This window comes from Mycolicibacterium sarraceniae (assembly GCF_010731875.1).
Taxonomy (GTDB): domain Bacteria; phylum Actinomycetota; class Actinomycetes; order Mycobacteriales; family Mycobacteriaceae; genus Mycobacterium; species Mycobacterium sarraceniae.
Window position 1 is genome coordinate 99,668 of the sequence record NZ_AP022595.1, and the last position, 26,399, is coordinate 126,066.

Annotated in this window: 31 protein-coding genes and 4 pseudogenes; 18 read left to right on the forward strand and 17 right to left on the reverse strand. The window is 65.4% G+C overall.

The annotated features are described in order from the left end of the window. Positions 1-60 precede the first annotated feature (60 nt). On the forward strand, positions 61-1,293 hold the full coding sequence (locus G6N13_RS00515; RefSeq protein ID WP_163694375.1) for an acyl-CoA dehydrogenase family protein: 1,233 nt from the start codon (positions 61-63) through the stop codon (positions 1,291-1,293). Continuing rightward, entirely contained in the window at positions 1,293-2,411 is a 1,119-nt protein-coding gene (locus G6N13_RS00520) for an acyl-CoA dehydrogenase family protein (RefSeq protein ID WP_163694376.1), read from the forward strand. The genes G6N13_RS00515 and G6N13_RS00520 overlap by 1 nt, the downstream gene beginning before the upstream one ends. On the opposite strand, the gene G6N13_RS00525 is transcribed toward G6N13_RS00520, so the two are convergent. Continuing rightward, positions 2,408-3,244, reverse strand: a complete 837-nt coding sequence (locus tag G6N13_RS00525) for an SDR family oxidoreductase (protein WP_163694377.1) — start codon at positions 3,242-3,244, stop codon at positions 2,408-2,410. The two genes, G6N13_RS00520 and G6N13_RS00525, sit on opposite strands and share 4 nt — an antisense overlap. Before the next feature lie 119 nt (positions 3,245-3,363). Between G6N13_RS00525 and G6N13_RS00530 the strand changes: the two genes are divergently transcribed. Further along, positions 3,364-4,017, forward strand: coding sequence for an SOUL family heme-binding protein (locus G6N13_RS00530; RefSeq protein ID WP_163694378.1), 654 nt, complete (start codon positions 3,364-3,366; stop codon positions 4,015-4,017). 214 nt (positions 4,018-4,231) lie between these two features. Here the strand turns inward: G6N13_RS00530 and G6N13_RS00535 are convergent, their stop codons facing one another. After that, positions 4,232-4,678, reverse strand: a complete 447-nt coding sequence (locus tag G6N13_RS00535; protein ID WP_235677889.1) for a dopamine receptor D4 — start codon at positions 4,676-4,678, stop codon at positions 4,232-4,234. 328 nt (positions 4,679-5,006) lie between these two features. Here G6N13_RS00535 and G6N13_RS00540 point away from each other — a divergent pair, with 328 nt between their 5' ends. Beyond that, a complete protein-coding gene (locus G6N13_RS00540; RefSeq protein ID WP_163694379.1) occupies positions 5,007-5,693 on the forward strand; it encodes a PAS and ANTAR domain-containing protein in 687 nt (228 codons plus the stop codon). After that, on the forward strand, positions 5,674-6,348 hold the full coding sequence (locus G6N13_RS00545) for a M15 family metallopeptidase (protein ID WP_235677890.1): 675 nt from the start codon (positions 5,674-5,676) through the stop codon (positions 6,346-6,348). The genes G6N13_RS00540 and G6N13_RS00545 overlap by 20 nt, the downstream gene beginning before the upstream one ends. Here the strand turns inward: G6N13_RS00545 and G6N13_RS00550 are convergent. From G6N13_RS00550 to G6N13_RS00560, 3 genes are all read right to left on the reverse strand, one after another. Beyond that, the gene (locus G6N13_RS00550) at positions 6,338-6,631 is read right to left on the reverse strand and encodes a hypothetical protein (protein ID WP_163694380.1); all 294 of its coding nucleotides are present in this window, start codon (positions 6,629-6,631) and stop codon (positions 6,338-6,340) included. The genes G6N13_RS00545 and G6N13_RS00550 overlap by 11 nt on opposite strands. 226 nt (positions 6,632-6,857) lie before the next feature. Further along, positions 6,858-7,706: an alpha/beta fold hydrolase gene (locus G6N13_RS00555; RefSeq protein WP_163694381.1), complete on the reverse strand. Its 849-nt coding sequence runs from the start codon at positions 7,704-7,706 to the stop codon at positions 6,858-6,860. Next, positions 7,703-9,229, reverse strand: coding sequence for a flavin-containing monooxygenase (locus tag G6N13_RS00560; protein WP_163694382.1), 1,527 nt, complete (start codon positions 9,227-9,229; stop codon positions 7,703-7,705). Before G6N13_RS00560 ends, G6N13_RS00555 begins: the two co-directional genes overlap by 4 nt. Positions 9,230-9,319: 90 nt before the next feature. On the opposite strand from G6N13_RS00560, the gene G6N13_RS00565 reads away from it, so the two are divergent. After that, positions 9,320-9,943 carry a TetR/AcrR family transcriptional regulator gene (locus G6N13_RS00565; RefSeq protein ID WP_163694383.1) on the forward strand — a complete coding sequence of 208 codons (624 nt, stop codon included), beginning with the start codon at positions 9,320-9,322 and terminating at the stop codon, positions 9,941-9,943. 308 nt (positions 9,944-10,251) lie between these two features. Here the strand turns inward: G6N13_RS00565 and G6N13_RS00570 are convergent, their stop codons facing one another. Both G6N13_RS00570 and G6N13_RS00575 read right to left on the reverse strand, forming a co-directional pair. Continuing rightward, the gene (locus tag G6N13_RS00570; protein WP_163694384.1) at positions 10,252-10,644 is read right to left on the reverse strand and encodes a DUF4267 domain-containing protein; all 393 of its coding nucleotides are present in this window, start codon (positions 10,642-10,644) and stop codon (positions 10,252-10,254) included. A gap of 7 nt (positions 10,645-10,651) precedes the next feature. Then, positions 10,652-11,038 (reverse strand): hypothetical protein, encoded by a 387-nt coding sequence (locus tag G6N13_RS00575; RefSeq protein WP_163694385.1) that lies wholly within the window; start codon positions 11,036-11,038, stop codon positions 10,652-10,654. 263 nt (positions 11,039-11,301) lie between these two features. Here G6N13_RS00575 and G6N13_RS25780 point away from each other — a divergent pair, with 263 nt between their 5' ends. Both G6N13_RS25780 and G6N13_RS00585 read left to right on the forward strand, forming a co-directional pair. Continuing rightward, on the forward strand, positions 11,302-11,502 hold the full coding sequence (locus G6N13_RS25780) for a DUF732 domain-containing protein (protein WP_322789335.1): 201 nt from the start codon (positions 11,302-11,304) through the stop codon (positions 11,500-11,502). Between the two features lie 12 nt (positions 11,503-11,514). Continuing rightward, positions 11,515-12,000, forward strand: a complete 486-nt coding sequence (locus G6N13_RS00585) for a CAP domain-containing protein (RefSeq protein WP_163694386.1) — start codon at positions 11,515-11,517, stop codon at positions 11,998-12,000. A 10-nt stretch (positions 12,001-12,010) separates the two neighbouring features. Here the strand turns inward: G6N13_RS00585 and G6N13_RS00590 are convergent. From G6N13_RS00590 to G6N13_RS00600, 3 genes and pseudogenes are all read right to left on the reverse strand, one after another. After that, positions 12,011-12,277 (reverse strand): annotated as a pseudogene (locus tag G6N13_RS00590) (trypsin); the annotation flags it as partial. A gap of 388 nt (positions 12,278-12,665) precedes the next feature. Then, positions 12,666-13,385: a zinc-binding dehydrogenase gene (locus G6N13_RS00595; RefSeq protein ID WP_235677891.1), complete on the reverse strand. Its 720-nt coding sequence runs from the start codon at positions 13,383-13,385 to the stop codon at positions 12,666-12,668. After that, positions 13,382-13,540 carry a sigma factor-like helix-turn-helix DNA-binding protein gene (locus G6N13_RS00600; protein WP_197746817.1) on the reverse strand — a complete coding sequence of 53 codons (159 nt, stop codon included), beginning with the start codon at positions 13,538-13,540 and terminating at the stop codon, positions 13,382-13,384. Before G6N13_RS00600 ends, G6N13_RS00595 begins: the two co-directional genes overlap by 4 nt. 348 nt (positions 13,541-13,888) lie before the next feature. On the opposite strand from G6N13_RS00600, the gene G6N13_RS00605 reads away from it, so the two are divergent. The 4 genes from G6N13_RS00605 to G6N13_RS00620 are packed head-to-tail and all read left to right on the forward strand — an operon-like array spanning position 13,889 to position 18,342. Beyond that, a complete protein-coding gene (locus G6N13_RS00605; RefSeq protein ID WP_163694387.1) occupies positions 13,889-14,653 on the forward strand; it encodes a FadR/GntR family transcriptional regulator in 765 nt (254 codons plus the stop codon). 30 nt (positions 14,654-14,683) lie between these two features. Further along, on the forward strand, positions 14,684-16,288 hold the full coding sequence (locus G6N13_RS00610; RefSeq protein ID WP_163694388.1) for a class I adenylate-forming enzyme family protein: 1,605 nt from the start codon (positions 14,684-14,686) through the stop codon (positions 16,286-16,288). Further along, entirely contained in the window at positions 16,285-17,058 is a 774-nt protein-coding gene (locus G6N13_RS00615) for a class II aldolase/adducin family protein (protein WP_163694389.1), read from the forward strand. Before G6N13_RS00610 ends, G6N13_RS00615 begins: the two co-directional genes overlap by 4 nt. A 15-nt stretch (positions 17,059-17,073) precedes the next feature. Further along, entirely contained in the window at positions 17,074-18,342 is a 1,269-nt protein-coding gene (locus G6N13_RS00620) for an amidohydrolase family protein (protein ID WP_163694390.1), read from the forward strand. Here G6N13_RS00620 and G6N13_RS00625 read toward each other — a convergent pair whose 3' ends face one another. Beyond that, positions 18,343-19,227: a D-2-hydroxyacid dehydrogenase family protein gene (locus tag G6N13_RS00625; RefSeq protein ID WP_163701470.1), complete on the reverse strand. Its 885-nt coding sequence runs from the start codon at positions 19,225-19,227 to the stop codon at positions 18,343-18,345. Between the two features lie 194 nt (positions 19,228-19,421). Further along, a pseudogene (locus G6N13_RS00630) lies at positions 19,422-19,719 on the reverse strand (isochorismatase family protein); the annotation flags it as partial. 40 nt (positions 19,720-19,759) lie between these two features. On the opposite strand from G6N13_RS00630, the gene G6N13_RS00635 reads away from it, so the two are divergent. Beyond that, positions 19,760-20,317 carry a hypothetical protein gene (locus G6N13_RS00635; RefSeq protein WP_163694391.1) on the forward strand — a complete coding sequence of 186 codons (558 nt, stop codon included), beginning with the start codon at positions 19,760-19,762 and terminating at the stop codon, positions 20,315-20,317. Positions 20,318-20,338: 21 nt separating this feature from the next. Here the strand turns inward: G6N13_RS00635 and G6N13_RS00640 are convergent, their stop codons facing one another. Next, positions 20,339-20,683 carry a WhiB family transcriptional regulator gene (locus G6N13_RS00640; protein ID WP_235677893.1) on the reverse strand — a complete coding sequence of 115 codons (345 nt, stop codon included), beginning with the start codon at positions 20,681-20,683 and terminating at the stop codon, positions 20,339-20,341. A gap of 122 nt (positions 20,684-20,805) precedes the next feature. Between G6N13_RS00640 and G6N13_RS00645 the strand changes: the two genes are divergently transcribed. From G6N13_RS00645 to G6N13_RS24655, 3 genes are read left to right on the forward strand one after another with little or no spacing between them, the layout of a single operon-like run. Next, positions 20,806-21,228, forward strand: a complete 423-nt coding sequence (locus G6N13_RS00645; protein WP_407663856.1) for a nitroreductase family deazaflavin-dependent oxidoreductase — start codon at positions 20,806-20,808, stop codon at positions 21,226-21,228. A gap of 16 nt (positions 21,229-21,244) precedes the next feature. Beyond that, positions 21,245-21,616 (forward strand): hypothetical protein, encoded by a 372-nt coding sequence (locus G6N13_RS24650; RefSeq protein WP_235677894.1) that lies wholly within the window; start codon positions 21,245-21,247, stop codon positions 21,614-21,616. Beyond that, positions 21,583-22,041: an FAD-binding protein gene (locus tag G6N13_RS24655; protein ID WP_322789336.1), complete on the forward strand. Its 459-nt coding sequence runs from the start codon at positions 21,583-21,585 to the stop codon at positions 22,039-22,041. Before G6N13_RS24650 ends, G6N13_RS24655 begins: the two co-directional genes overlap by 34 nt. 369 nt (positions 22,042-22,410) lie before the next feature. Here the strand turns inward: G6N13_RS24655 and G6N13_RS00655 are convergent, their stop codons facing one another. Then, complete coding sequence (locus tag G6N13_RS00655) at positions 22,411-23,808, reverse strand: cellulase family glycosylhydrolase (RefSeq protein WP_235678130.1); 1,398 nt, start codon at positions 23,806-23,808, stop codon at positions 22,411-22,413. 10 nt (positions 23,809-23,818) lie between these two features. On the opposite strand from G6N13_RS00655, the gene G6N13_RS24660 reads away from it, so the two are divergent. Next, positions 23,819-24,148 (forward strand): hypothetical protein, encoded by a 330-nt coding sequence (locus G6N13_RS24660; RefSeq protein ID WP_235678134.1) that lies wholly within the window; start codon positions 23,819-23,821, stop codon positions 24,146-24,148. Positions 24,149-24,173: 25 nt separating this feature from the next. Here the strand turns inward: G6N13_RS24660 and G6N13_RS00660 are convergent. From G6N13_RS00660 to G6N13_RS00670, 3 genes and pseudogenes are all read right to left on the reverse strand, one after another. After that, positions 24,174-24,406, reverse strand: a pseudogene (locus G6N13_RS00660) (hypothetical protein); the annotation flags it as partial. Positions 24,407-24,417: 11 nt separating this feature from the next. After that, positions 24,418-25,066, reverse strand: a pseudogene (locus G6N13_RS00665) (flavin reductase family protein). Positions 25,067-25,197: 131 nt separating this feature from the next. Then, positions 25,198-25,569 carry a helix-turn-helix domain-containing protein gene (locus G6N13_RS00670; RefSeq protein WP_235677895.1) on the reverse strand — a complete coding sequence of 124 codons (372 nt, stop codon included), beginning with the start codon at positions 25,567-25,569 and terminating at the stop codon, positions 25,198-25,200. 444 nt (positions 25,570-26,013) lie between these two features. On the opposite strand from G6N13_RS00670, the gene G6N13_RS00675 reads away from it, so the two are divergent. Beyond that, positions 26,014-26,394, forward strand: a complete 381-nt coding sequence (locus tag G6N13_RS00675) for a hypothetical protein (RefSeq protein ID WP_163694393.1) — start codon at positions 26,014-26,016, stop codon at positions 26,392-26,394. Positions 26,395-26,399 lie beyond the last annotated feature (5 nt).

Here is a 26,399-nt window from a genome sequence, read left to right on the forward strand (position 1 = left end):
CGAACACCGACGGGCTATGGTCACTTCTGAAAACAGCCGTGCGCAGATGAGGGGCAGCAGATGGACCTGTCGTGGTCGGCGAAGGATCTTGAGTTCCGCGACGAAGTGCGGTCCTTCCTCGAGGACAAGCTCACCCCGGATCTGCGTCAGGCCGGCCGGCTGATGACCAGCGTCTACGCCGACCATGAGGCCAGCATGGCGTGGCAGGCGATCCTGCACGAACGCGGCTGGGCCGCCCCCGCCTGGCCGGTCGAACACGGCGGCTGCGACTGGACGCTGACCCAGCACTACATCTTCAGCCGCGAATCCACGCTGGCCGGGGCGCCGTCCTTATCGCCGATGGGCATCCGGATGGTGGCGCACGCGATCATCGCCTACGGCACACCGGCGCAGAAAGAGTTCTTCCTGCCCCGCATCCTCACCGGTGAAGTGTTCTTCTGTCAGGGCTACTCCGAACCGGAGGCGGGCTCGGATCTGGCCGCGCTGACGATGGCAGCAACCGACGACGGCGACGAGCTGATCTGTACGGGCAGCAAGATCTGGACGACTCACGCCACCGAGGCCAACTGGATCTTCGCCCTGGTGCGCACCTCACGATCAGCCAAGAAACAACAGGGCATCACGTTCGTGCTCATCGACATGACCACACCGGGGATCGAGATCCGACCGCTGGTGATGACCTCCGGTGAGGAGGTGCAGAACCAGATCTTCTTCGACGCCGTCCGGGTGCCCAAGTCGAATGTGATCGGCGCGATCGACGACGGCTGGACGGTCGCCAAATACCTGCTGGAATTCGAACGTGGCGGCGGCGCAACAGCACCCGCGCTACAGGCGATGGCCGGCGCGATCGCCACGGAGGCCACCGAGCAACCCGGCCCGTCCGGCGGCAAGCTGATCGACGATCCGGCGTTCGCGGCAAAACTCGCCGACACCCGCATCCGCGCCGAGGTGCTCGAGATCCTCGAATATCGTTTTCTGACAACGGTTGCCGAGGGCCGCAATCCCGGTGCCGCGTCATCGATGCTCAAGATCCTGTCTACAGAACTGTCACAGGCCATCACTGAACTCGCCATGGAGGCCGCCGGTCCGCGCGCCCGCGCGTATCAGCCGCATGCGACTCGGCCCGGCGGCCCGGTCTCGGACTTCGAAGCACCCGCGGACGGCTATGTCAGCGGGCAACCCTGGCAAGCGGTGGCTGCGCTGCGCTACTTCAACGACCGGGCCGGCTCGATCTATGCCGGCAGCAACGAGATTCAGCGCAACATACTGGCCAAGGCGACATTGGGGCTGTAATGGACTTCAACCTGAACAAAGAACAAAAGCTCCTGCGCGACGGCCTCGGCAAGTTTCTGGCCACCCGCTACGACCTGGAGAAGAGCCGCACGGCAGCCAAGCTCGGTGCGGGATGGCAGCCCGATATCTGGCGCAGCCTGGCCGACGAGCTCGGCATCCTCGGTGCCGCCTTCCCGGAGTCGGTCGGCGGAATCGGCGGTGGCCCTGTCGAAATCATGGTGATCGCCGAAGAGCTGGGCCGCGCACTGGCGATCGAACCGTTCATCGACACCGTCGTGGTGGCCGGCGGCCTGCTCCAGCGGGCCGACCACCCGGCCGCCGCCGCGCTGCTGGAGGCTATCGCCGAGGGCAGCGCCATCGTCGTCTTGGCGAGCACCGAAGCTGACAGCGGCGTCTCGACACGAGCGGTCCGCGACGGCTCCCAGTGGCTGATTACCGGTGAGAAGATCGTCGTCGCCGCCGCGCCGTTGGCCACCCACCTGCTCATCACCGCGCGGACATCCGATGAGGACCGGGGGGTTTCGCTGTTCCTCGCCGAGTTCGACCCGGCGGCACCACCGGCGGGCATCGAGGCGCACAGCTACCGCACCATCGACGATCGCCGCGCGGCCGACCTCACGATCAGTCAGCTGCGCCTGCCCGCCGAGGCGCTGCTCGTCGAGGACGCGACGTCGTCACTGGCGCAGGCCCGCGACGAGGGCGCAGCCGCGGTGTGTGCCGAAGCGGTGGGCGCGATGCGAAAGGTGCTGTCCGACACCGTCGAATACTGCAAACAGCGCCAGCAATTCGGTCAGCCGATCGGCAACTTCCAGGTGCTGCAGCATCGTATGGTCGACATGTACATGGAGGTCGAGCAGGCGGTCGCCGCGGTCTATCTCGCGGTGCTCAACCTCGGCGCCGAGCCGCACGCCCGGGCCCGAGCGGTCTCGGCGGCCAAGGCGACCATCGGACGAGCCGCCCGGTTCCTGGGCCAGAACGCGGTCCAATTGCACGGCGGCATGGGCATGACCGAGGAACTGGCCATCGGCCACTACTTCAAGCGGCTCACCGCGCTGCAGTACGAGTTCGGTTCCACCGACCAGCACCGCACCCGGTACGCGACACTGACTCGCCCCTAGGCATTTTCGGCTTGGCGGGCACGTTCGCGCATCGAGGCGATCACGCCGCCGTCGTTGAGGATGTCGGTTCCGGTGAGATAGCCGGCGCGGTCACTGGCGCAGAAGGCGAACAGCTCGGCCATTTCCTCGGCCTTACCCCAGCGCGGTACCGCCGCGTTGGCGACCATCGCACCGGCGCCGGCGTCGGCTTCCAACAGACCCATCGCGGTGTCGACCGATCCTGGTGAGACCGAGACGATGCGCAGGCCTTTGCCATTGAAGCGTTCAGCCTGTGACGAGCTGTACCACCGGACGAAGGTTTTGCTGATGCTGTAGGCCAGCCCGGAGCGCATCTCCTCCCCCGCGATATCGCATGCTGTCAGCAAGTCGGCGAGGAATTGCTTCTCGTCGGTGAAAGCGAGATCGAAAGACGCTGTCGGGATCAGCTCTTCGGGCAGCATGTGCGACGCCATCGATGCCACGTTGACGATCACGGCGCCGTCTGCGGCCGAAGCGAAGAACACCTCGTTGACATTGAGGGTGCCGAGCGCATTGGTGGTGTTGACGTACTCGGCATCACCCATACTCGGGCTGACTCCAGCGGTGTGTATCACCGAGGCGATCGGCCCGAGGCCGGCAGCCGTCTCAAACAGCCGGGTGACGGCATCACGGTCGGTGACATCGCAGTTGACCGCGGTGGCGGCGATCCCCAGATCGCTCAGCGCAGCGGTCGCCGCATCCAAACGGTCCTGCCTGACGTCGCAGAGCACCACCGTGCGGTCTTGGCCGACGATCTTCGCGGTGGCCCGCCCCATGCCACCAGCTCCACCGGTGATTATCGAAACGCGACTCATTCCCGGACGATATACGGGCAGCGGGGGCAGGAGGACGGGGTCCCGAAAGTGCGTCAGAAACTCGTCACCGACTGTCACCTGATAATTGGGTATGTGATGCGTTGAGAGGAAGGCCAGACATGCTGAAGACGATCACCACTGCGGTGGTGCAGATCGCGGAGGGCCTGGGCGCCATCGTGGGCATCCGGGCTGGTACCGAGGAGCCCGCGTTCACGGTGGAGCGTGAGGTCGACGGGGTTCAGATTCGCCGCTATGGGCCGCGCGTCGCCGCCGAGACGACTATCGGCGCCGACGAGGAGTCGGCGCGCAATCAAGGGTTCAGAGTGCTCGCTGGCTACATATTCGGCGCGAACTCCAGAAAGGACACGATCGCGATGACCGCGCCGGTGGCCCAACAGCCGAGCGAGAAGATCGCGATGACCGCGCCGGTCGCAACCCGACGGACATCCTCAGGTGAATGGGTCATCCGGTTCTTCATGCCGTCGAAGTACACGCTGGAAACCCTGCCCACCCCGAACGACGACCGCGTCCGTCTTGTGACGGTTCCCTCAGAAACCGTTGCGGTGTTGCGATTCACCGGCAACATCGGGCCCGACTCGGTCGCGACACACACCGATCAACTCGTGAAAACCTTGTATCGCAACGACATCGAGACCAAGGGCGATCCGCTCGCCTGGTTCTATGACCCGCCGTGGACGCTGCCGTGCCGGCGCCGCAACGAAGTCGTGATAGGCCTCGACGACGACCAATTCACCCTCGGCAAGGGCTCATAGCCCACAACCGTGCCAGCCACCTGGCTGGCTGCGGGCAGATGTCCGAGCCGGACTGAGCACCCGCGCGGTCGTCATCCCGCTGGCGATGGCCTACGCCTTGATCGTCGGAGGTCACCTACGCCTTGATCGTCGGAGGTCAATGGTGGCAGGAATTCGACGCCAGCGGTCGCTACCACCCCGACCTCGATGCCGCTATCGAAGCGGTCGGCCCGACTTAACCCGGCGCCGGCGCGCTCGCATCGACCCCGGGGGCAACCGCGGACGTGCCAATCGGTCCCGACGGGCCCGCCGCCATACCCGGGGGTGGTACGGCATTCGCGTCAAGCGGTCGCTGGGTCAGCAACAGCAGCGCGTCGCTGCCCGACACATCCTGGGTGCGCATGGCGTGCAGCAGGTCGCGCCAGTAGTTCAGCCGGCTCTGCGGCGCCGGAGAGTCCGCCGAGGTGCCAGGGGGCAGGTTGTCCGGGCTGGACAAGTGCTGGACCGGCGCCGGCGCGACAGCCGTCGAGGTGGTGTCGGTGGGCGCCGGGATCGGCACCGCCGGATCGGCGGGATCGGCCCACGCCGCGGGTGCCGACAGAACTGCCGTTGCGACGCCCAATGCGCCGAGTCCTAGGCAGGCGCGTCGCGCCCACGTGCTGGTAGGGACGGGTGGGCTCATCGTGGTCTTCACCGTCGTGTCCTCCGCAGGTCCTGCAGGACGGCGTCCCTTGGCCCTGCTGGCCCGCGGACACCCTGTACAGGTCTTTTCGATGCCGAACTCAGTTTGTTACACCTGTCACTCGCGTCACCGCAGTTTCAGCACATTGGCAGCACTCGTCCATCCCGGCGAGGTGGCTTGATCGCGCGGCGGCTGACGCGGTAAGAACACTTTTGCCCGCAGAACCTGTGATGGCGATGGGTTCTGCCTTCATGGCACTCTTCGCCCTCCCAACCACGCGGCATTTCGTTTAACTGCATGTGACGAGTTGTCGGGGCGAGGGGTGTCGATGAGTCCGGAAGAGGATTCGGTGGGAAGTGACGGTGAGCAGGTGACCGTCCGTCCAGAACAGGTGGGGTGGTTTCGGTTCTTCTTCGACGACGAACGCTGGGAATGGTCGCCTGAGGTCCAGGCCATGCACGGCTATGAACCCGGCACGGTTTCACCCACCACCGAGTTGGTGCTGTCGCACAAACATTCTGACGACTACCAGCAGGTCGCGACCACGCTGCACGATGCGCGCCGTCACCGTCAGTCGTTCAGTACGAGGCATCGCATCATTGACACTGCCGGCCGAATTCATCACGTGATCGTGGTGGCGGACAATTTGCAGGATGAGTCCGGCGTAGTGATCGGCACTCACGGCTTCTACGTCGATGTCAGCCCCGCCGAACACGATCAGCAGAAACAGCTCAGCGCGGCGATCGCCGAGATCACCGAGAACCGGGCGACGATCGAACAGGCCAAAGGCATGTTGATGGTGGTCTACGGCATCGATTCGTCGGCGGCCTTCGACCTGTTGCGGTGGCGTTCCCAGGAGACCAACATCAAGCTCCGGCTGCTGGCTGAGCGGGTAGTCGCCGACTTCCTGGGCCTGTCTCAGGTCCAGACATCGCCATCGCGGTCGGCCTATGACAACTTGCTGCTGACCGCCGACCAGCGCATCGTTAGCCAGCATGAGTCCGAGCCGCAGTGATCTGAGAGTTCTGCTTGCCGCGGCGACACTCTGCGCCGCGGTAGCGGTGGCGGCGCCTGCCGCGGCCGCGCCCGGCGATGTTCCGCCGGTCAGCCCGCGCGCCGCCGCAGCCGGCTTCGTCGATGTGCGCACCGTGGTTCCCGACGCGGTCATCGACCTGCGCTACGCGACACCACACAATTTCGTCGGAGTGCCGCTGTATCCCGCCGATGCCCGCTGCCTGGTACACGAGTCGATGGCACCGGGACTGGCGAAGGCTGCCGACGAACTGCGGGCTCAGGGCGACGCGCTGGTGTTCTGGGATTGCTATCGCCCGCACGATGTCCAGGTACGAATGTTTCAGGCGGTGCCCAATCCGGCGTGGGTGGCCAAGCCCGGGCCCTACGCGCGCAGCCACGAAGCAGGGCGTTCGGTCGATGTGACCGTCGCCGAGCGTGGTCAATTGGTCGATATGGGAACCGATTTCGATGACTTCTCGGGCAGCGCCCAGGCGTACGCCACCGACGGAGTCACCGCGGCCGCCCAAGCCAACCGCGCCAGGCTGCGCACCGCGATGGCCGACGGCGGGTTGACAGTCTATTCCGGGGAATGGTGGCACTTCGACGGACCCGGCGCCGGTGTCCAGCGGCCGATCCTCGACGTCCCTATCGACTGATTCCCGCGCTCGCAGCACAATCGACCCGCCACCAGCAGCGGCGCAGCGATGGCCGCCAGAATCGCGCCGATACCCGATCCAGCACTGAACCGTTGCCCGGAAACGCTTCCAGCGCGGTGCGGGCGACCGCTACCCCGACTCCGAGGCCCGTCACCGCGACCGGTGAATAGCGGTAGGCGAGCCCGCCCGATATCACCCCGCTACTCGGCAAGGACTTCGGCAGTGCGCTTTCCGATCCCGGCAAGGCGGGCCTGCACTCGGTGCGCGAGTCTGTGCTGTTCACCTACAAATTCGCCCCGCTACTTCGCGCCGGCGCAGCGGAACGTGCCGACCGACCTGCCGAGATGACGAACCTGGTCACCACCCGGGGCGACAACGCCGAGCTGGTGCTTGCCGCCAGCAGCAAGCTGGAAGAGGTGATCAGGGCCGAGATCGGCGTTGACGACGGGCGTGAGATACCTTGCGGGACATCGACTGGCGGATCGACCGGATTGATCCGTGACCTCTGGTCACGCGCTGGCGCGAGCCAGGAACGGCAGCAGCAGATCAGCGAACCGCCGTGGGCATTCAATCTGCGGCATGTGGCCGACCCCGTTCAGTAGATGCACCTCAGCATGCGGATACACCCGCATTGCCTCGTCGATGTGGTGAGCGGGCAGGATTCGGTCCTCGGATCCCCACATGATGAACGTCGGCCGGGGTGATCGTGCGACAGCGGCGGCGAGGTCACGCCGCCACTGCGGTTTCACCCCGCGCGGTGTGCCGAGATCCAGGGCCGTCTCCCGCAGGGCGGCACCGGTTCCGGGCTGCGAACCGACGGCGAGAGCATGGTCGATGCGTTCCTTGGTAGCCACTGCCTTGTTGGCGTGGATCGAACGTTCGAACAGCACCGCGCTCATCCGGGTGGGCCGTCGGGTGCTCAGAGCGCCGAGCACCGGCATCGTGAGCATCCGCAGCAGCAGCGTGACATCACTGCCGAAACCGGCGCTGTTGATCAGCGCCAGGCTGGCGATCCGCTCCGGTTGGTCGGCCAGCAGTTGCTGGGCGATCGCCCCGCCGAGCGAGTTGCCCACCACGTGGACTGGTCTGGTCTCCCCGAGCGTGTCGAGAGTGTCCGCGACGCCACCCGCCAGCGCCGGCAATGTGATTGCCTGCCTGGTGCGTTCGGAGTAACCGAAGCCGGGCACGTCCAGGCAGATGGTCCGGTAAGACTGCCCCAGCCGTTCGTACTGTGGCGCCCAGTCCTCCATGCTGCGGCCGATCCCGTGCACGAGCAGCAGTGGCGGGTTGCCCGAATCGCCGTCGACGCGGACCCGGGTGCGGCGACCGTCTACGTCGACAAAGGATACCCGACTCATGCCCTGGACTGCCCCGAAACCGCCTCTACCGCAACGGTCGTGCCGAACCGCAGCGCGGGATCGTCCACTCGGCCCTTGCGCAGCCGAGCATGGTCGGCCCAGTAGTCCATCTCGACCGTCCACGGTCCGGTCGCGCCCTGTTGCGGGAACAGGTCGACGGCGCGCTGGACGTAACCGGCCGCGAAGTCCAGCATCGGACGCGTCTCGATCATCGGGTTGTCGACGACGGGAACGACTGTGCTGTAACCGTGCCGATCCATGTACCCCAGCAGGCGGCACAGGTGTTCGCATACCAGCCCGACCTTCAGAGTCCACGACGAGTTGGTGTAGCCGAAGGCGAACGCCAGGTTGGGGATGTCGGAGATCATGAAGCTCTTGTAGACAAGCGATTTACTCGGATCCTTGACCTCGCCGTCGACGGTAACCTGGATGCCGCCGAGCGGAAGGAGTTTCAAACCCGTTGCAGTGACGATGATATCGGCTTCGAGCGTCTTGCCGGACTCTAGGAGGATTCCGTCCTTCGTGAAGCGGGCGATACGGTCGGTGACCACCGAGGCCTTGCCGCGCTTGATGGAACGGAACAGATCTGCGTCAGGAACCGCACACAGTCGCTGGTCCCACGGGTTGTAGGTCGGCTTGAAGTGGGTGTCGACGTCGAAGCCCTCGGGCAGCGCCTTGACGTTGACGGTGTGGATGATGCGCCGCGCAAGCTTGGGATGGCGCTGGCACAGGTTGTAGATGAACCGACCCTTGCCGATGTTGAAGCGCCGTGTCACCGCATAGGCGGCCTTGGCCGGCAGCAGCTTTCGCAACCCGTTCGCAATCGGGTCCTTGCGCGGCTGTGGCATCACATAAGACGGCGAGCGCTGCAGCATGGTGATGTGTTCGACATCATCGGCCATCGCGGGAATCAACGTCACCGCGGTGGCGCCGCTACCGATGACCACGACCTTCTTGCCCTGGTAGTCGAGGTCCTCGGGCCAGGACTGCGGGTGCACGATCACCCCGGAGAAGTCCTCTTCGCCCTCGAAGTCGGGACGGTGACCACCGGCGTAGTCGTAATAGCCGGTCGCCCCGAACAACCAGTCGCAGGTCACCTCGAACTGCTCACCGGCGCGGTCCAGCGTGACCGTCCACTGCGCGGTTTCTGAGCTGAAATCAGCTCGTATCACTTTGTGCTGCAGATAGATCCGCCTGGCCAAGTCGTCCTCGTCGACGACCTCATGCAGGTAGTCAAGGATCTCTTGGGCATCGGCGATCGCGTTGTCACTGGTCCACGGCTTGAACTCGTACCCGAAGGTATGCAGGTCGGAATCCGACCGAATGCCGGGGTAGCGGAACAGATCCCACGTGCCGCCGATGGCCTCGCGGCTGTCGACGATCGCGAAGGTCTTGCCGGGCTGGCCGGCCGCCAGATAGTGACCCATCCCGAGGCCGGAGATTCCGGCGCCGACGATCAGCACGTCGACATGGCCACGGAGCGGCTGTGTCGGGCGGGCCTGGTTGAGCGAGTTCACGGTCATCGGGCATTCTCCGGTTCGGGCGTACGAACTGTAACGCGAATAGTGTTATAGTTTTGCGAGCAGCTGTCAAGGGTCTCCAGGAGGTAGGCGATGACCACGGCATCAGTCCCCCGGCGGGCCCCCGTTCAGGCGCGCAGCCGGCAGACCGTGGCCCGCATCCTCGACGCCGCCGCAGCCATCGCCGACGAGGACGGCGTCGATGCGGTCACCACCCGCGCGATCGCCGACCGCGCCGGGGTCTCCTATCCCTCGCTCTACCGGTTCTTCGCCGATCGCGATGCCATCCTGGACGAGCTCATGGAGCAGCACTGCGCCGAGATCGACGCGCGCTGCATCGCCGCCGAGCAGACCTGGCCGATCAGCTCGATCGCCGAGCTGCTCAACAATGAGCTCGACCTGCACGTCGACTACTACCGCAAGCATCCCGGCGCGGCCGGTCTGTGGATGGGCGGGCGCACCTCACCCACCGTCACCAAACATGTCCACGCCCGGATGCAGGCCCTGGCCGGCCGGTTGCACGACATCCTGCTGACCGGCGGGCTGATTCCCGTCGACACCGACCCGCGAGCCATGTTGGTGGGCGTCGAGATGGCCGACCGCATGCTCGAGCTGTCCTACCGGGACAACAATGACTTCGACGAGGCGATCCTTGGCCTCGGCCGGGTCGCGCTGATCGCGTTCGGCAACGCGATGGCCGCTGGCCTTCCAGCCTGAGCTACGACACCTGCGCGCGCTCGGCAGTCAGTTCCGTGAAGCGGACGTTGGTCAGGGTGTGCCGGACGACCCGCTCGATCCCAGAACTGACCCCGCTCTGAGCAAGTGGCGCAGCGACACGGCCCAAGAACTCCGCAATCGCGGCCCGACCCGCCGCCGTGGCCGCGCCGCGGACCTCGAGTTCGCCGTCGGGACAGAAAGATTGGATCAGATCCTCGATGCGACCGGCATCGCCCGACCCGGTGGCGGAGCTAGCGCAGCGCAGCCGACCACAACAACGGCAGCGCCGAAGGCCAGCGTCCGCCGGATTAGGCCGATACCCCTTCGGCGGGCGTGCGACGCCGGGTGGCACCCCACAGGCCGACGCCGATGCCCACGACCCCACCGCCGAGCCCGATGATCTGCTGCCCGCGGGTCAGCTCGCTGTGCACGCTCGACCCCCCGAGCAGATCGGCGGCATCTGCGCCGCCGGAGGCCAGGAACCAGCCCCGGGTGTTGCGGCCGCGCAGCCCCGCCGACAGCAACAACCCACCGATCAGCGCGTCGCGGTAGCCCATCGACCGCAGCAACAGCCGCGCCGACGGGCCGGGATCGTTCGGCTCGCCCCACAGCTTGTTGGCGCCCATCGGATCCACCAGGAAGTGGACGCCTGAGGCCAGCCGGATACTGCCCGCGATGACCGCGGCTTTGTCGACCGACATGTCGTTACTAGAGAGCTGCGGTGAGCGGGCCGAGGATCTGGCAGTCCGGCGCAACGTTCTGCCCGAGCCAGACCGGACAGCCCCGGCCGGTCGCGATGTACGTCGTGCCGGGCCGGAACGGCACCGAGATCACCGCCGGATCCGAACCGTGCGCCTGGGCACAGTGCGTGACGCCATCGGCCCCCAGCAGGCATGCCACTGCCAAATACGGACCGCCGGCCGGCCCGCATCCCGCCAGCTCCGCGGTGGCGGTGACGCCGCCGGGGCCAACCGCGGGCGGCGAGAGCGTGTAGGTGCACGGCGGGAGGGGCCCGGCGTGTGCGACGGCACTCGCAGCGACGCCGCTGAGGGCCAACAGGAACGCCATCGACACCGCACGGATCGGCCGAATCATGGCCGGAATACTAGATCACGCCGGAATGCGTCGATGTATATTGCGCGGATCCCCCACAGTCTCGCGACCTGCGCCGATCAACGATGGGACACAGTATGGCGATGCCTACCTCTGCACCCCGTCTGCTGATCGCCGCCGCCTTGGTCGCCCTGGGCGGCGCGGGTGTGGTGGCCACCGCGCAGCCGGCCCAGGCCGACAACATCGGTTAACTGATCAACGTCACCGTCCGGCCGGGCTACGACTTCCCCAACGCCGACGCCGCACTGGCCTACGGCAACGGCGTCTGCGATCAGATCGACTCCGGGGTCAGCTACGGCCAGCTGGTCAACAACATCAAGGCCGACTTCTCCACCAGCGACGAGTTCCAGGCGTCGTATCTGATCAGCCAGTCCGCGCAAGAACTGTGCCCAGGCGCGATCTGGCGACTCCGCCACTCCGCAGCCGGCTACGTCCCGGCCACCTAGTAAGGAAAGACGTTGGTAACCAAAGCTATTCATGCCGCTGCTGGCGCTGGCGCGGCGACTCTGCTCGCTGTCGCCGGTGCGCCTGCCGCGCATGCCGACAACACCCGCCTCAACAACGGAGTCGTCGCCAACGTCTACACCGTTCAGCACCAGGCGGGCTGCGCGACGAACATCAAGAAAAACCCGGCCCTGACCCAAGCCGCCGAGTGGCACGCCAACGACGTCCTCAATGACCGGGCCCTGGACGGGGATCTCGGATCCGACGGCTCCACGCCCCAGAGCCGCGCCGCCGCAGCTGGTTTCACGGGGAAGGTCGCCCAGACGGTGGCCATCAACCCCGCCCTGGCCATCAACAATCTCGACGTCATCAACCAGTGGTACTACGACCCAGCTGATTTCGCGATCATGTCGGACTGCGCCAACACCGCGATCGGCGTGTGGTCGGTCAACAGCCTGGACCGCTCGGTCCTGGTGGCGGTCTACGGCCAGCCGGCCTGACAGTGCGTCGGGGCAGAATCCGAAATCCCCACTGCCCCAGCAAGGGCTGGATCAAGGTGAAGTACGTCGTGTAGTCGTCACCGTCTGGTGCGGACATCAGGATGCCGACCGCGCTCACCGTGCCGTCGGGACTCTTGACGAAGCCCGGGCTGCCGCTGTCGCCTTCCATGCTGTAGACGCTGGCCTCGACGACATCACCCTCGATGCGCTTGATCTCACCGCACGTCTCTGCGGTGACGGCGCCGACCTTACAGAACGGCATGCCGACGGCAAGTTGGTTGGCGCCCAGCAGGGCGTCATCGCTACCGTATGTCCAATCCGACCGAGAGCTCAGCTACTGGTCGAGCGTCGAAGAACGCGTCAACGAATGAGCACAACCAGGTGCCAGGGAAGTAACGGCCGAGCAGCCTTATCGCAGGGAAACGGCCACCCACGGACCTGGCCTCCGGGCTGCCATACGCCCAGAAAATAATGGCGTTCTGGCAAATATTCTTAGCGACGTATTACCGCTAGGACCGCACCACCTTATTTTTGAGTCCTACCTTGAAACACATGTTGATCGACGTTCGCTGGCTTCAGTTCCTGCTGAAGCGCCCCGCGCACAAGTAAGTCCGCTACCCGCGACGACGGCCGACGTGCACTAAGCAGGGTCGTCACCGCGGACGTCATCGGTGGACGACTATCTTGCCCACCATATGGCCCGATTCGACCGCTCGATGGGCCTCCCGTAGACCACTTGCACTGAAGTCCTGGATCGTTTGGCTGACGGTGCTGCGGATGAGGCCGTCGTCAACCAGCCGGGCGGCCCTCGCGATCAGATCCTGTTGGCCCGCAAGCCCGTACAGCGGTTTGGTGAACATGAGCTCCCAGTGCCAGGCGATGCTCTTGTCTTTCAACGGCATCAGATTCAGGTTCTCCGGGTCGTCGACCACGGCGACGTGGCCGAACGGGTTGAGTATCTCCGCGCAGTTCACGACATTGCCAGCCGGGTGTGGGGAGGACAGCCAGTCAACACCGTCGGGTGCGACGGCAACGGCCTCGGCGCGCAGATTGTGGTGATTGATCACCACGTCCGCGCCCATGCTGGCCGCCCAGTCGCGTGACCCGGGACGGCTCGCCGTCGCGATCACACGAACCCCGGTCAGCGCCTTGGCGAGCTGAATCATCACCGACCCGACCCCGCCGGCAATGCGGCCGCGTCGGCGAACGACAACGACCGCGGCTTGCGTGACAGGATCCGTTCGTCGACGGCACGGAATTCGGCGTTCGTGCCGGGCCGGGAGATGTCCCCGGCAGCCCACACGGACCTGCAGCTGCTGCCAGCCGCGCGCCAAGGCCTGCGGTGGATGCCCTTCGCGGACCGGATAATCCATCGGGGTGCTCATGCGGCGTCACCCAGCGAACGGCGCATGCCGGCCCGGCTGAGATGCATCCGCGACATCACAGTCCCTTCCGGCACACCCATGATGTCGGCGGTTTCGCGGTAGCTCATCCCCTCGACGACCACCCAGTAGAGCGTCTGGCGCATCTCTGTCGACAACGATAACAACGCAGCGCTGACATGGGGATCCAATCGGCGGTCAGCGGCAGAATGTCCCGTTCGGAGCTCGGGCAGGAGTTCTGTTCTGTCGCAGAGTCTTTAGTCGAGTCGCATTCTTGGATGCCGTCGTTCATGAGGTGGCCCTGTTCTGGTCGATATCACGGCGCGCGACACTGTTTCCACGGCCGCGAGTTGGTGGCTGCGCCTCCCCTCATGTTTCGCAGCGGCGAGGGTCGTTGCTTGGCGATTGTGTGGAGATCCGATGGGTAAACATGGCGACAGTCGCCGCTGCCGTGGAGACCGCACTTGTACGATGCAGATCACTCACCAGCGATAGAGATCCGGTCCGTGTCAGAGCCAACCGTGCAATTCCGCCGTCTCGCCGAGCAGGTTGCCGACCAACTGCGACGGCGCATCCTGCTGGGCGAGCTCGCCGACGGCAGCATCCTTCCCAAAGAGGACGAACTGCTGCGCGAGTTCCCGGTCAGCAAGCCGTCACTGCGCGAGGCCATGCGGATCCTGGAAGCCGAAGGCCTGCTGCGGGTGCGGCGCGGCAAGCTCGGCGGCGCCGTGGTCCGTCGGCCCAATGCCGCGAACGTGGCCTACACGATCGGTCTGGTGCTCGGCTCCCAGGAAGTGAGCCTGTCCGACGTTGGCGGCGCACTCCGGCAGATGGAACCGGCGTGCGCGGCCCTGTGCGCACAGCGCGCCGACCGGGAACGCACGGTGGTACCGGCGCTGCGCCAGCTGCATGCCGAGGCCGTCGATGCCGCCGACGATTTTCAGAGCGCGATCTCGGCGAGCCGGCGCTACCACGAAGCCCTGGTGTCCTACTGCGGCAACCAGACCATGATCATGCTGGCCGGCGCACTCGAGACGCTGTGGTCGGCGCACGAACAAAGCTGGTCAACCCAGGTGAGTGACGACAGCATCGTGCCCGTCGACGAGCGGCTGGCGGTCCTGGAGGAACACCGTCAGGTGATCGATGCCATCGAGGCCGGCGATTCACGGCGGGCCCATGACCTTGCCGCGGCCCACCTGGTGAACGCCCAGCACTACCCCGGATCAGCGGGAACGGTGGACCCCGGCATGGTTCGTCACTGGGATCATTGACGCGGCTCGTCATTTTCATATGATTTGGTGATGGCTGTCGACGTCACCGCCACGACCAGCGCCGAAGCGGCGCACTACCGGGCCGCCGGCTGGTGGTCGGACACCACGCTGTCCGACTGTGCTCGCCGCAATGCGGTGTCCACACCGGACAAGGCGGCCTATGTCGACTTCGGAGTCGACGCGCCGGACCGGGAGCTGACCTGGTCGGAGTTCGACAACGCCGCCACCAACCTCGCGGTGCAGCTACACGGGCTGGGCGTGGCGCCCGGGGACCGGGTGGCGATCTGGCATGGCGACAGCATCGCCATCCACGTCCTGCTGGTCGCTATCGAGCGGTGTGGGGCGGTGAGCGTGGGACTCGGGGCGCGCGCCGGCGTGCGGGAGGCCGCGCAGATCATGCGGACCGCGCAGCCGTCGCTATTGGTCAGCGACCCCGCGCGGGGCGCGCAGGCAGCCGAGGCTGCCGCCGAGGTGTCGGTGCGCACGGTGGTGCTCGGCCCCGGCGGACTCAGTATTGACACCACCACAACCGGACCGGACCTCTCCGCCGGGCTGACGGCCGTAGGGCCCGATGACGCCTTCCTCATCAACTCGACCTCGGGCACCACCGGCCTGCCCAAGTGTGTCGTCCACAACCAGAACCGCTGGCATTACTTTCACCAGAAGGCTGTCGCCAACGGCGAACTGAGCGCCGACGACATTTTCCTGCCGGTCATTCCCACCCCGTTCGGCTTCGGAATCTGGACTTCACACACCACCCCGATCTATCTCGGCGCGACGACCGTGCGCATCGAACGGTTCGACCCGGCCGCGACGTGCGCCGCCATCGAGCGCCACCGTGCAACGGTGTTGTGCTGTGTGAGTACACAATTGATGATGATCCTGGCCAACACCGCCTCCCGGGAACACGACCTGTCCAGCCTGCGCATCGTGTTCACCGGCGGCGAGCCGCTGCCGTATGCGCAGGCCGCCCAGTTCGAAGAACTGACCGGGGTCACCATCCTGCAGTTCTACGGATCCAACGAAACCGGCATGCTCAGCGCGACGACTGTCAACGATTCGCTGCACCACCGGCTGCGGACCGCCGGGCAGATCGTGCCCGAGATGCAGGTGCGCCTGTTCGACGGCGATGACGACGTCACGGATTCTGGTCGCGGACAGCCGGTTTGCCGCGGCCCCGCGCTCAGCCTGGGCTACCTGGGTGGCACCGACCACGACAAGCTGTACACCAACGACGGCTGGATGCGGATGGGCGACATCTGCGAGGTGGACGGTGACGGATACCTGGTGCTGGCCGGGCGAACGTCCGACTTCATCCTGCGCGGCGGCAAGAACATCAGTGCGGTCGCCGTCGAAGAGGTCGTGAACACCCACCCCACAGTTGCGGTGGCCGCCGCGGTGGCCATGCCCGATCCCCTCTTCGGTGAGCGCGTCTGCGTCTTCGCCGAACTCATCAATCCCGGCGACACACTCGAGCTGGCTGCCCTCGTCGACCATCTGCTGGCCCAGGGCGTCTCCAAGGAACTACTGCCCGAACGCCTCGAGGTGCTCGAGGAACTTCCGCGCTCCTCCGGCGGCAAGATCGCCAAAGGCCAACTCCGCGAGAATATCCGATCAATACTGGAGAGATCATGAGCACACCAGAAGTGCGCAAGGGCGGCCTGGGCGTGTGGGCGCCGTCGAAGACACCGCAGATCGGGGTCGACCTGAGCGACGAGCAGATGATGGCGGTGGCGTTCCGTCACCTCGCCGACATCGGCTTCGCCGAGAACATGGCCGGGCACATCACCTGGCAGCCCGAGGGGCAGACCGACATGTTCGTCAACCCGTGGGGACTGTGGTGGCAGGAACTCACCGCATCCGACATCTGTGTGGTGGACGAGGACGCACACGTGGTTCGCGGCCGCTGGGACGTCACACCGGCGATCCACCTGCACACCGAGATTCACCGGCAGCGCCCAGATGCGCGGGTGGTGATCCACAATCACCCCTACTACGTCAGCGTGATCGCGGCGCTGGGAGTGCTGCCGGGCCTCGTCCACCAGACCGGCGCGCTGTTCCTCGACGACATGTATCTGGTCGAGAAGTACGACGGTGAGATCGACGCACCTTGGCGCGCAGCGGAACTCGCCGGCCAGATCGGCTCGGCCAACCTGGTGATCCTGGCCAACCACGGTGTCATCGCCACCGGGCACGATCTGGCCGCGGCGGTGTATCGGGCGGTGTCCATCGAGCGGGTCTGCCGCCTGGCCTACGACGTGATGATCACCGGCACCGCGCCATCTACGATGAACCGCGGCGACATGATCGGCATGCAGGCCTCGCTGATCGAACGCGCTGCCGACGTGTACTGGGCCGGCGCGGCCCGCATGACCATCAAGGCCGACCGCGGTGTCCTGAGCTGATAAGGAGCTCAACGCATGGCTTCCATCGACGAGCTGCAAACGAATCTGAACTTCACCACCGCCAAGACGGGTGCGGACCGCACGGTCACCTTCCTGCCGGAACCCGAACGCGCAGAACGCTACTACACCGTCATCTCCGTCGACGATCACATCGTGGAGCCACCCGACACGTTCGAAGGGCGGGTGCCGGCCAAGTTCGCCGACCGGGCGCCGCGGGTGGTCGACACCGAGGACGGCGGCCAGACCTGGATGTACGACGGCCAGTCGCTGCCGAATGTCGGTTTCAACGCCGTTGTCGGCCGGCCGGTGTCGGAGTACGGCTTCGAGCCGGCACGGTTCGACGAAATGCGCCGCGGCGCCTGGGATATCCATGCCCGCGTGAAGGACATGGACCTCAACGGTGTGTACGCCTCGCTGAACTTCCCGTCGTTCCTGCCCGGGTTCGCCGGCCAGCGGCTCCAGCAGGTGACCACCGACCGCGACCTCGCGATGGCTTCAGTCAGAGCATGGAACGACTGGCACATCGACTCGTGGGCCGGAACCTATCCCGGGCGGATCATCCCGTGTCAGCTGCCGTGGCTGCTGGACCCTGAGGTCGGCGCGAAGATGATTTACGAGAACGCCGAACGCGGCTTCCACGCCGTGACCTTCAGCGAGAACCCGGCCATGCTGGGGCTGCCGACCATCCACTCCGGCTACTGGGAGCCGATCATGGCCGCCTGCGCGGACACCGGGACGGTGATCAACCTGCACATCGGCTCGTCGGGCACGTCGCCGTCCACGACAGCAGACGCCCCGCCCGATGTGGCGGGTGTGCTGTTCTTCGCCTACGCCATCAGCGCAGCGGTCGACTGGCTGTACTCGGGTGTGTGCAGCCGCTACCCGGACCTGAAGATCTGCCTGTCCGAAGGCGGAATCGGCTGGGTGGCAGGACTTCTGGACCGTCTGGACCACATGTTGGGCTATCACGAGATGTACGGAACGTGGAAGGGACTCGGCGAAACCCTCACCCCGGCCGAGGTGTTCACCCGCAACTTCTGGTTCTGCGCGGTCGAGGACCAATCGTCATTCATCCAGTACGAGCGGATCGGCCCCGACAACATCCTGCTCGAGGCCGACTACCCGCACTGCGATTCGACATGGCCGCACACCCAGCGGACTATCCGCGAGCAGATCAACGGACTGCCTGATGAGATCATCCGAAAAGTGACGTGGGAGAACGCCTCACGGCTCTACCAGCATCCGGTCCCGGAGGCCATCCAGCAGAATCCGGACGCCTACTGATCACTGTCGGTCAAGCCACTCCGCGATAGCGGCGACGGCATCGGAAAAGAAGATGCGGTAGGGGCGGTCGGCGACGTAGCCGATGTGCGGGGTGGCAATGACGTTGTCGAGCGTGCGCAACGGATGCCCGGCCGGCAGCGGTTCGGTGTCGAAGACGTCGAGGGCGGCCGCCCGGATGCTCTTGGCTTCCAACGCCGCGACCAAGGCGGCCTCGTCGACGAGCGGCCCGCGAGAGGTGTTGACCAGCAGCGCAGTTGGCTTCATCAGCGCCAGTTCGGCCGCGCCGATCAGGCCGGTGGACCGTTCACTGAGCTTCATGTGGACGGTCAGCACATCGGAGCCGGCGAACAGCTCTTCTTTGTCGACACGAGTCGCGCCGGCCTCGGCGGCCGCCTCCGGCGTCAGGTTCTGGCTCCACGCGATCACCTGCATACCGAACGCCTCACCGATCCGCGCGACGCGAGCTCCGATGCGGCCCAGGCCCAGAACGCCCAGCACCCGTCCGGACAGCTCGCGTCCCACCGATACCTGCCAGCCGCCGTCGCGGATCGATAGACTCTCCGAGACCAGGTTGCGGGCACCGGCCAGGATCAGCGCCCAGGTCAGCTCCACCGTCGAAGCCACGGTGCCGCCGGTGGTCCCTAAGTGGATGCCGTGTTCCTCGGCTGCGGCCATGTCGATGGAGGCGTTGAACGGTCCGGTGGAGGCGATCATCTTCAGGTTCGGCAGTCGTTCGATGATGCTGCGCGGCAATGGGGTTCGTTCCCGCATCACGAAGATGATGTCGAAGGGCGCCAGCCGTGCGACGAGTGCGTCGGGATCGAAGATGTGGTCGCTGAAGACCGTGACGTCCGCACGGTCGGCAATCGCCGACCAGTCGGCCATCTCGAGAGCGACATTCTGGTAGTCGTCGAGGACCGCCACCTGTACCCGCGTCACACGAGCTGCCCGATGAACTCGTCGGCGGTCATCGGCAGGGAGAACATCGGGTAGTCGTACTTGAACGCGTTCCCGTGTTCCTCCACCGAGGTCGCCGCCACGCAGCAGTTGGTCAGGAACCCACCCAGTGCGATGGTCGTGATGCCCTTACTGCGCAGGATGAAGTCCAGGTTGGTGCTGGCGAAGGCGTCCAGACCACACTTGCCCTCGATAGGGGTGGTTGGTGATCTCGCCGTAGCCCTCGGCGAAGGTGATCGGCGCATGCATGACCGCCGCCCCGGCGGTGCGCGCCGCCGTCAACACGTCGCGGGTGTGCGTAAGCAGGTCCGTTTTCGCCATCACCTCCGACACCGCCCCGTGCAGGACTCCACCGTCGGTGGTGAAGTCGTTCTGGTATTCGATCAACACCACGGCGGTGGTTTTGGGATCAAAGGTCATGTCCGCAGGCTAATCCGATCAGCGCCGGAGTCAACGATCAGTGATCCTGCTCAGCCACCCTGCGTCCGCGGCGCTGCTTGCCGACAGCAGGCCGGCGTTGCTCATCGGTGAGGTGATTGGAACGCTACTGTTCCCCGCCGTCGGAGTCCCTCTGCTGGTCCTCGGCCTGCTCGGCGCAGGCGTCAACGTCCTCACCTCAGTCAACGAACACAAGGCCGAAAGCACCGCTCCCCCAGTGAACGTCGGGCAATGCATCACCGGCGAGGCGATGGCTTCCGGAGTGATCGGTGCGCGTGGCATCGTCGCGTGCAGCCAGCCGGCCGGGGTCTTCGAAGTGGTCAGCGCAGGTGGCCGAGACGCCCCGAGCCCCGATGGAGCGCGCGACCCTACCGATTACCGGGATGCCAACGTCAAACACCCGCTTGTTGATCGCACCCGCACCGACACCATCAAACCTGTCGCATGCACCGATGCGTCCGCTGAGTTCACAGTGCTGCAGCGTTTCGAAAAGACCGACTACGACCTCTGCCCAGTCGGATCGCACCAGCGCATCGGGACTGATCCGCCGCGGACCTACTGCACCGGGCCGCCCGCCTAGGTGGTGCGGTTCGGCGCGCTTTCAGGCGCCCAGCGCAGGCGAGCGCGCCGAAATCCCCGGCGTGCGCACCCGACGGCCGAATGCCCGGCCTCCCCGCTCAGTGGCGGTCAATGCGCCCCACACCCCGTAGGGCTCGGGCGTGTTCAACGCGTGCTCAAGGCAACGCGCCCGCACCGGGCAACTCGCGCAGATTCCCTTGGCTTGTTGCTCCAGTTGTCTGCGATCGCCTCGGGGGTTGTCCTCGGGGAAGAACACATCGCCTGGTTGGCCAACACAGTTGCCCAATGCCTGCCATTCCCGTTGCCAGACTGTCGGTTCGGGAAGGATGCCTCGCGTTTGCACGATCGCCATTCTGCGCCGGCTCACGTCCCAATCCGAGGTATCGGATCGGCGTGAGTCTGACGTCGGCGCGTTTTCCGGCGCACAGCACCGGTCAGCCCGCCAGAGTCTCAGGGAATAGTCCTGCAATGGCTGGTGTTGGGCTGTCCGTGACTGAACATGCCGAGTTGAGCCCCACCGATTGGGTGCGCGAGCAGACCGAACAGATTCTGAAGCAGGGCACCACCGACGGGGTGGAGGTCTTGGACCGACCGATCGTCCTGTTCACCACCACCGGAGCGAAGTCCGGCAAGAAGCGCTACGTGCCGCTGATGCGCGTCGAGGAAGATGGCCGCTACGCCATGGTCGCCTCGAAGGGCGGCGATCCGGCGCATCCGTCGTGGTATTACAACGTCAAGAACAACCCGACCGTCATCGCTCAGGACGGTGACAAGGTGGTCACGCTGACCGCCCGCGAGGTGTCCGGAGATGAGCGGGCCCACTGGTGGGATCTGGCCGTCGAGGCCTACCCGCCCTACGCCGAGTACCAGACCAAAACCTCCCGGTTGATCCCGATTTTCGTGCTCGAGTAGCACTAGCATTCCCCTCATGTCGGGGGAGGTTTCCCGCCAGGCTTTCGTGCGACGAGCACTCGGCGGGTTGGCAGGCGCAGCCCTGCTGGCTTCCTGCCGATCGGTGACGCCCAATGCCGTGTCGAGCCCGTCCCCGCCAGACTGGAACACGCTGGGCACTCGGCTTGACGGCACGCTGGTCATGCCATCATCGGCCAACTACGCCGCCGCCAAAGGGGTGTTCAATTCTCGCTTCAACGGGTCCACCCCAGCGGCGGTCATCGCCGTTGCCTCGGTCGCCGATGTGCAGAAAGTCATCGCGTTCGCCGCTAGAACCACATCGGAATCAGCGCCCGCAGCGGCGGCCACTCGTACATCGGTGCCTCTACCCTCGACGCCACGCTGGTGATCGACCTGCGTCGCCTCCCCGGCGGGATCGACATCGACGCGGGACGCAATATGGTGACCGTGCCGCCCGCGGCGGATCTGGACTCGGTGCAGGCCCAACTCGCGGCAAGCGGTCGCTCGATCCCCTCCGGGAGCTGTCCGACGGTCGGTGTCGCGGGGCTGGCCTTGGGTGGTGGGCTGGGTTCGGACGCGCAGCGGTGCGGCCTGACGTGTGACGCGATGGTGTCGGCCTCGCTGGTCTTGCCCACCGGCGCGGTGGTGACCGCATCCGCCGACGATCACGACGACCTGTTCTGGGCGCTGCGCGGCGGTGGCGGCGGCAACATCGGGGTGGTGACGTCGCTGACGTTCCGCACATTTGACGCCGCAGACCGCGACGTGGTCACCATGACATTTCAGCGCCCGACGCGGCGAGCGGCTGGCTGACCGCAGCTCACCGCGCGTTGGGCTCCGCTTCGGTCGGCGGCTACCTCAACTACCCCGAAGCCGGCGATCCATTGTCGCGGTACCTCGGGCTGAACCTCAAGCGGTTCAACACTATTCGCCGGAATTACGATCCGGCCGGATTGATGTGCTCAGGTATCAGCGGGTAGCGGGACCGAGCCTAGTGTCCGCTGACCGTTTTCTTGGAGCTGCCGGCTCTGGGTTGACAGAATCTCGGCCGCCTGACTGAGCACTGCCCACTGCTGCACGGAATCCCCGAGATGGCTGGCGATGCCGACCAAGGCCAGCGCTGCCTCGCGCACGAGTAGGGTGCCACTTCAACAGTGCCGGGCACCTACTCGCTGTGTGGGCTCAGGTGGCCGGGCTCACCACGACACTGATGGTGGTTGCGCCCTGATCTGACGCGATGACCAGTTGGGCGGCGTTGGACGCCGAGACGACACGTCCCCCGGTGACCGTCACCTGATAGCCATTCGGATACTGCACCTGCGGCACTGAGAATGTGCTCAGCGACCCTTGATCGAAAGTGCCGGAACCGTGGACCTTCGCCGTGGAATAGCTGAAGTCAAGAGTGCCGTTCTTGAACGACCATGCGCTCGGGGTACCTGACACGATCTGCGGGTACGGCGAGGACAGTATCGCCACATTGCCGGCATTCACGTTGTCGCCGACCGGCAGGAGCGCCGGGTCGTACACCAGCCCCTTCACATCGGGTGATCCGGTCATGTCACCTTCACCGGTGTATGCCCATTCCGCCCAACCCATCAGGTACCGGTCGCCTGCCGACATCTCCTTGGTCAGAGTCGAAGCTTCGCTGGTGGCGCCGAACTCGTTCATCACCGCCGGGACGTTGTGGCGCTTCGAGTAGCTTCGTGGTTGTGCGGCAAGCGTGTTGGCGATCTTGGTGCACAACGCACCACCGATGGGTCCGCAGTAATCGTGGAACGCCAGCACGAAATTCGGATCGCCGATCCGGCCCAGGAGCGCGACGGGTAGACCCAGGAGGGTGGGAACTTCGGTCACCGCAGGGTTCGGCGGCTCCAGGTAGAGCGCGGTGATCCCGTCGACGGAACGGATGGCATCCCAGGCGTGATTCATCGCGGAGTTGACGTAGTAGTTCCCCGGGAATCCGGAGTTCTTGTTGGATCGGCCGCCGCCATCGGATGCCCAATCCGGCGCACCCTCGCCGTAGAACTCGCTGCTGTAGAGGTCCTGGTGCAAATCGATGATGGTGTAGATCCCGTGGTCGGCCAACATGTCCACGGTCTGCTGGATCGAGTCGAGGTAGGCGGTGTTGATCTCGCCGGAATTCGGCTCGACACCGGCCCAGATGACGCCCAACCGCACCACGTTGAAACCGTTGTCCTGCAGAAACTGTGCGTCGGCTTCATCGAATCCACTGGCCGACGGCTCGTACGGTGCCACCTTGTACACCTCGTTCAGCCCGTGCACGATGACAACCTGTCCGTCGCTTGTGGTCAGCCAGGTGCCGGTATTCGTCAGTGGCCGCAGCGGCCCGGTGGGCTGCGTCGCGACAGCAGCAGCACCGGAAGTGCCGACCGCACCGTGGTTACCGAGCCAGCCCGCGGCGCCACCGTTGCGGTGATCTTCGGTGCCGGCAACGCCATTGCCGATCACATACGAACCCGCCGCGCCGTTGATGAAATCGTCGACCTGCCTGCCGACCTCGCTGAGGATCCACGCCTGCACAACCGCGTGCAGCGGGGTGTAGACCGCCTGGTGGAACACGGCGCTCAGGTTGGGCGGTACCGATATCTGCGCGACCGCGGCCGACGTTGGTGTCGTCGCACTGTTGGTCGCTGCGGCGGCGGCGCGTGGCGTCGACGCCACCCCGCTCCCCGACCGGCTCTGCACGTACGAGGTCTCCAGCGCCGCGAACACGCTCGAGATCGCCGCCTCGGCGGCGTGCACCGGACCCCGGGGCGCGGCCGATGCCGACGGGGTGGACTTCGCCGCCGGTCGGCTCGTCACCTTCTGCGTCGATATCGACGACTTGGGCTTCCCGTCGGTAGTTGCCTTCCCCGCTCGCGGGCCCGCATGGCCCCCGGCCGACGAAGCCGTCGATTGACCGGCGGCCGAGTCACCCGCGTCTGCCCATGCCACCGCGTTTGCCGAGGCCAATGCCGCGCCGATACCCAGCGCGATGGCCAAATGCCGCCGGCCGCAAGGGCTTGCTGTAGCTGGATTGATCGCCGGATGTAACGGGCGTCCCGCTCGCCTCGCGAGTCCTCGATTTCGGTCCGGAGGGCGTCAAGTTCACGCGCAAGGGCCTCAACATCTTCGGGCGTGAGGTGTGCGTAAAACGCTTGATATCAGTGATAGCCATGAGGCGTCCCTTCAGATCTTCAACGTGCAGTCGCCGGATGCCGCCGACACACAGGTATTGATGCGATCGCCCGGTCCGTGCTCGTTTCCGGATCGGAAGTCCCGGATAGGGCCGGACTCCAATGACAGCACGCAGGTCTGGCAGATGCCCATCCGGCAGCCGAACGGCATGTGGATGCCGACTTTCTCGCCCGCCTCCAATAGTGTTGTGGCGCTGTCGATCTCGACTTTCTTGTCGGAGATCGCAAAGGCCACGACGCCGCCTTCGTCACCCTTGTCGGTGCAGGCGATAGCGAACCGCTCCGTGTGCAGGTCTTCCGAGATCCCGAACGAGTAGAACCGCCAATGCCACCGGCCGTCGACGCGCAGTCCGATGCCGACAAACTGGCCGGGCCGGTAATCGGCCGAGAACCCCCAGCCGGGCTTGATCACGAAGGTGGCGGAATCTGCGGTCTCGGTCCCGACGTCGACGATTTCGCCGCGCAGCTCCCGGGCCGTCCACAGGGGGGTTGAGCAGCTTCAGGTGATCGTCAGGCAGCAGTGGCGTCGTGGCTCGCGCCGCGAGACCACGAGGGACGTTGACCTTGGGAGTGACCGCCGTTTCGACGTTCTTCGCCGGCTTGACACTCCACCGCGCCACGACCCGCAGGCTCGCAGTCATTACTGGCCTGCCCATGAACTCAACGTGTTCACGATGCGTTGGTACCCGAACGTGATCGGGTTCACGTCATGGCGAACGGCCATACCGAGTTGTACGACGGCAGCCTTCGAATAGCGTCGATCCCAGATTGTTTAGGACTGAGGGTCGTCATCGGGTACGGCGTCCCGGGCATCGAGGCTGCGGTGAAGTTCAGCGTTGATGGCGTGGGCTTCGGCGAGTTGGTCTTCAAGGATTATGATGCGACCTGCCGCGTCGAGCGCAGTGCCCTGGTCAACGAGTTCACGTGCTCTTGCCGCAATGCGTAGTTGATATCGGGAGTAGCGGCGGTGCCCGCCCTCGGAGCGTTGCGGTGTGAGTAGTTTCGCTTCGTCGAGGCTTCGCAGAAATCCTGGGGTGGTTCCCAGGATTTGGGCCGCGCTGCCCATGCTGTAGGCGGGGTAGTCCTCGTCCTCGATGTTTTCTTTCGGGCTGTTTTCATCGGAATTGATCTTCGTTTGTACCACAACACCTTTCGGGACTGCACCTGCTGCTCAAAGCGAAAGGGCCAGCGCCCCGGGCATATTCGCACCCGGGCCGCTGGCCCTGAGGAGACAAACTACCATCTGTCGGCACTGCTTGAAACTGCGGTATCGGCCCGACTCTCAACACCACGGGCGATCCGACGGTAACTCCTCCTTTCCCGCCTTGTGCGAGGTAATGCACTTGCCGTACTACTTCACCTACGGGTCCTGCATGTGCACGGCGGTCTGTTGGCCGCTGCCTTACCCGGCCGTCGAGCACCTGACCGCCGCTGATTCCTTCTGACATCACGGGTAGTTCATCATCTCCCGTGCCTTTGCCCTCTGCTTTAGCGACCTTAGAGACTCTAGCCGCGCCGACATCAAATGTCTATCCCCACGACGGTAGATTTTCTCCCGTAGGGTTCGGAAGTGTCCTACGCTTTAGGCATGGCCTCACATGACCCCGATGCCGCCGTCAGCACTGATGCGATCTTGCGGCACATCGACGCTGAAGCTGATTCCGTCAGCATCGAAGTGACGCTGTACCTGCCGTGGGGTGTGGCCACGGGAATAACAGTGCCCAACACATACTTCGGCCATTCCGTGGCCAACTTCTTCACCAGAAACGACGCCGAGGACGTCGCTGGCCGCATCGGGGCGCTTGAAGCGGAGCAGGACAGGGTCTTTCTTCATCTGCGCAAGGCCCGCTGCTACGTCGGAGGCACCATGGTCGAGCATGATGCGCTGCGCATCCGACTCTCCGACGTGTCCGCGTGGACTGTCACCGGGATCAAGGAACAATCAAATGGCGCGCAGCTCTCCCGCTAACGCCC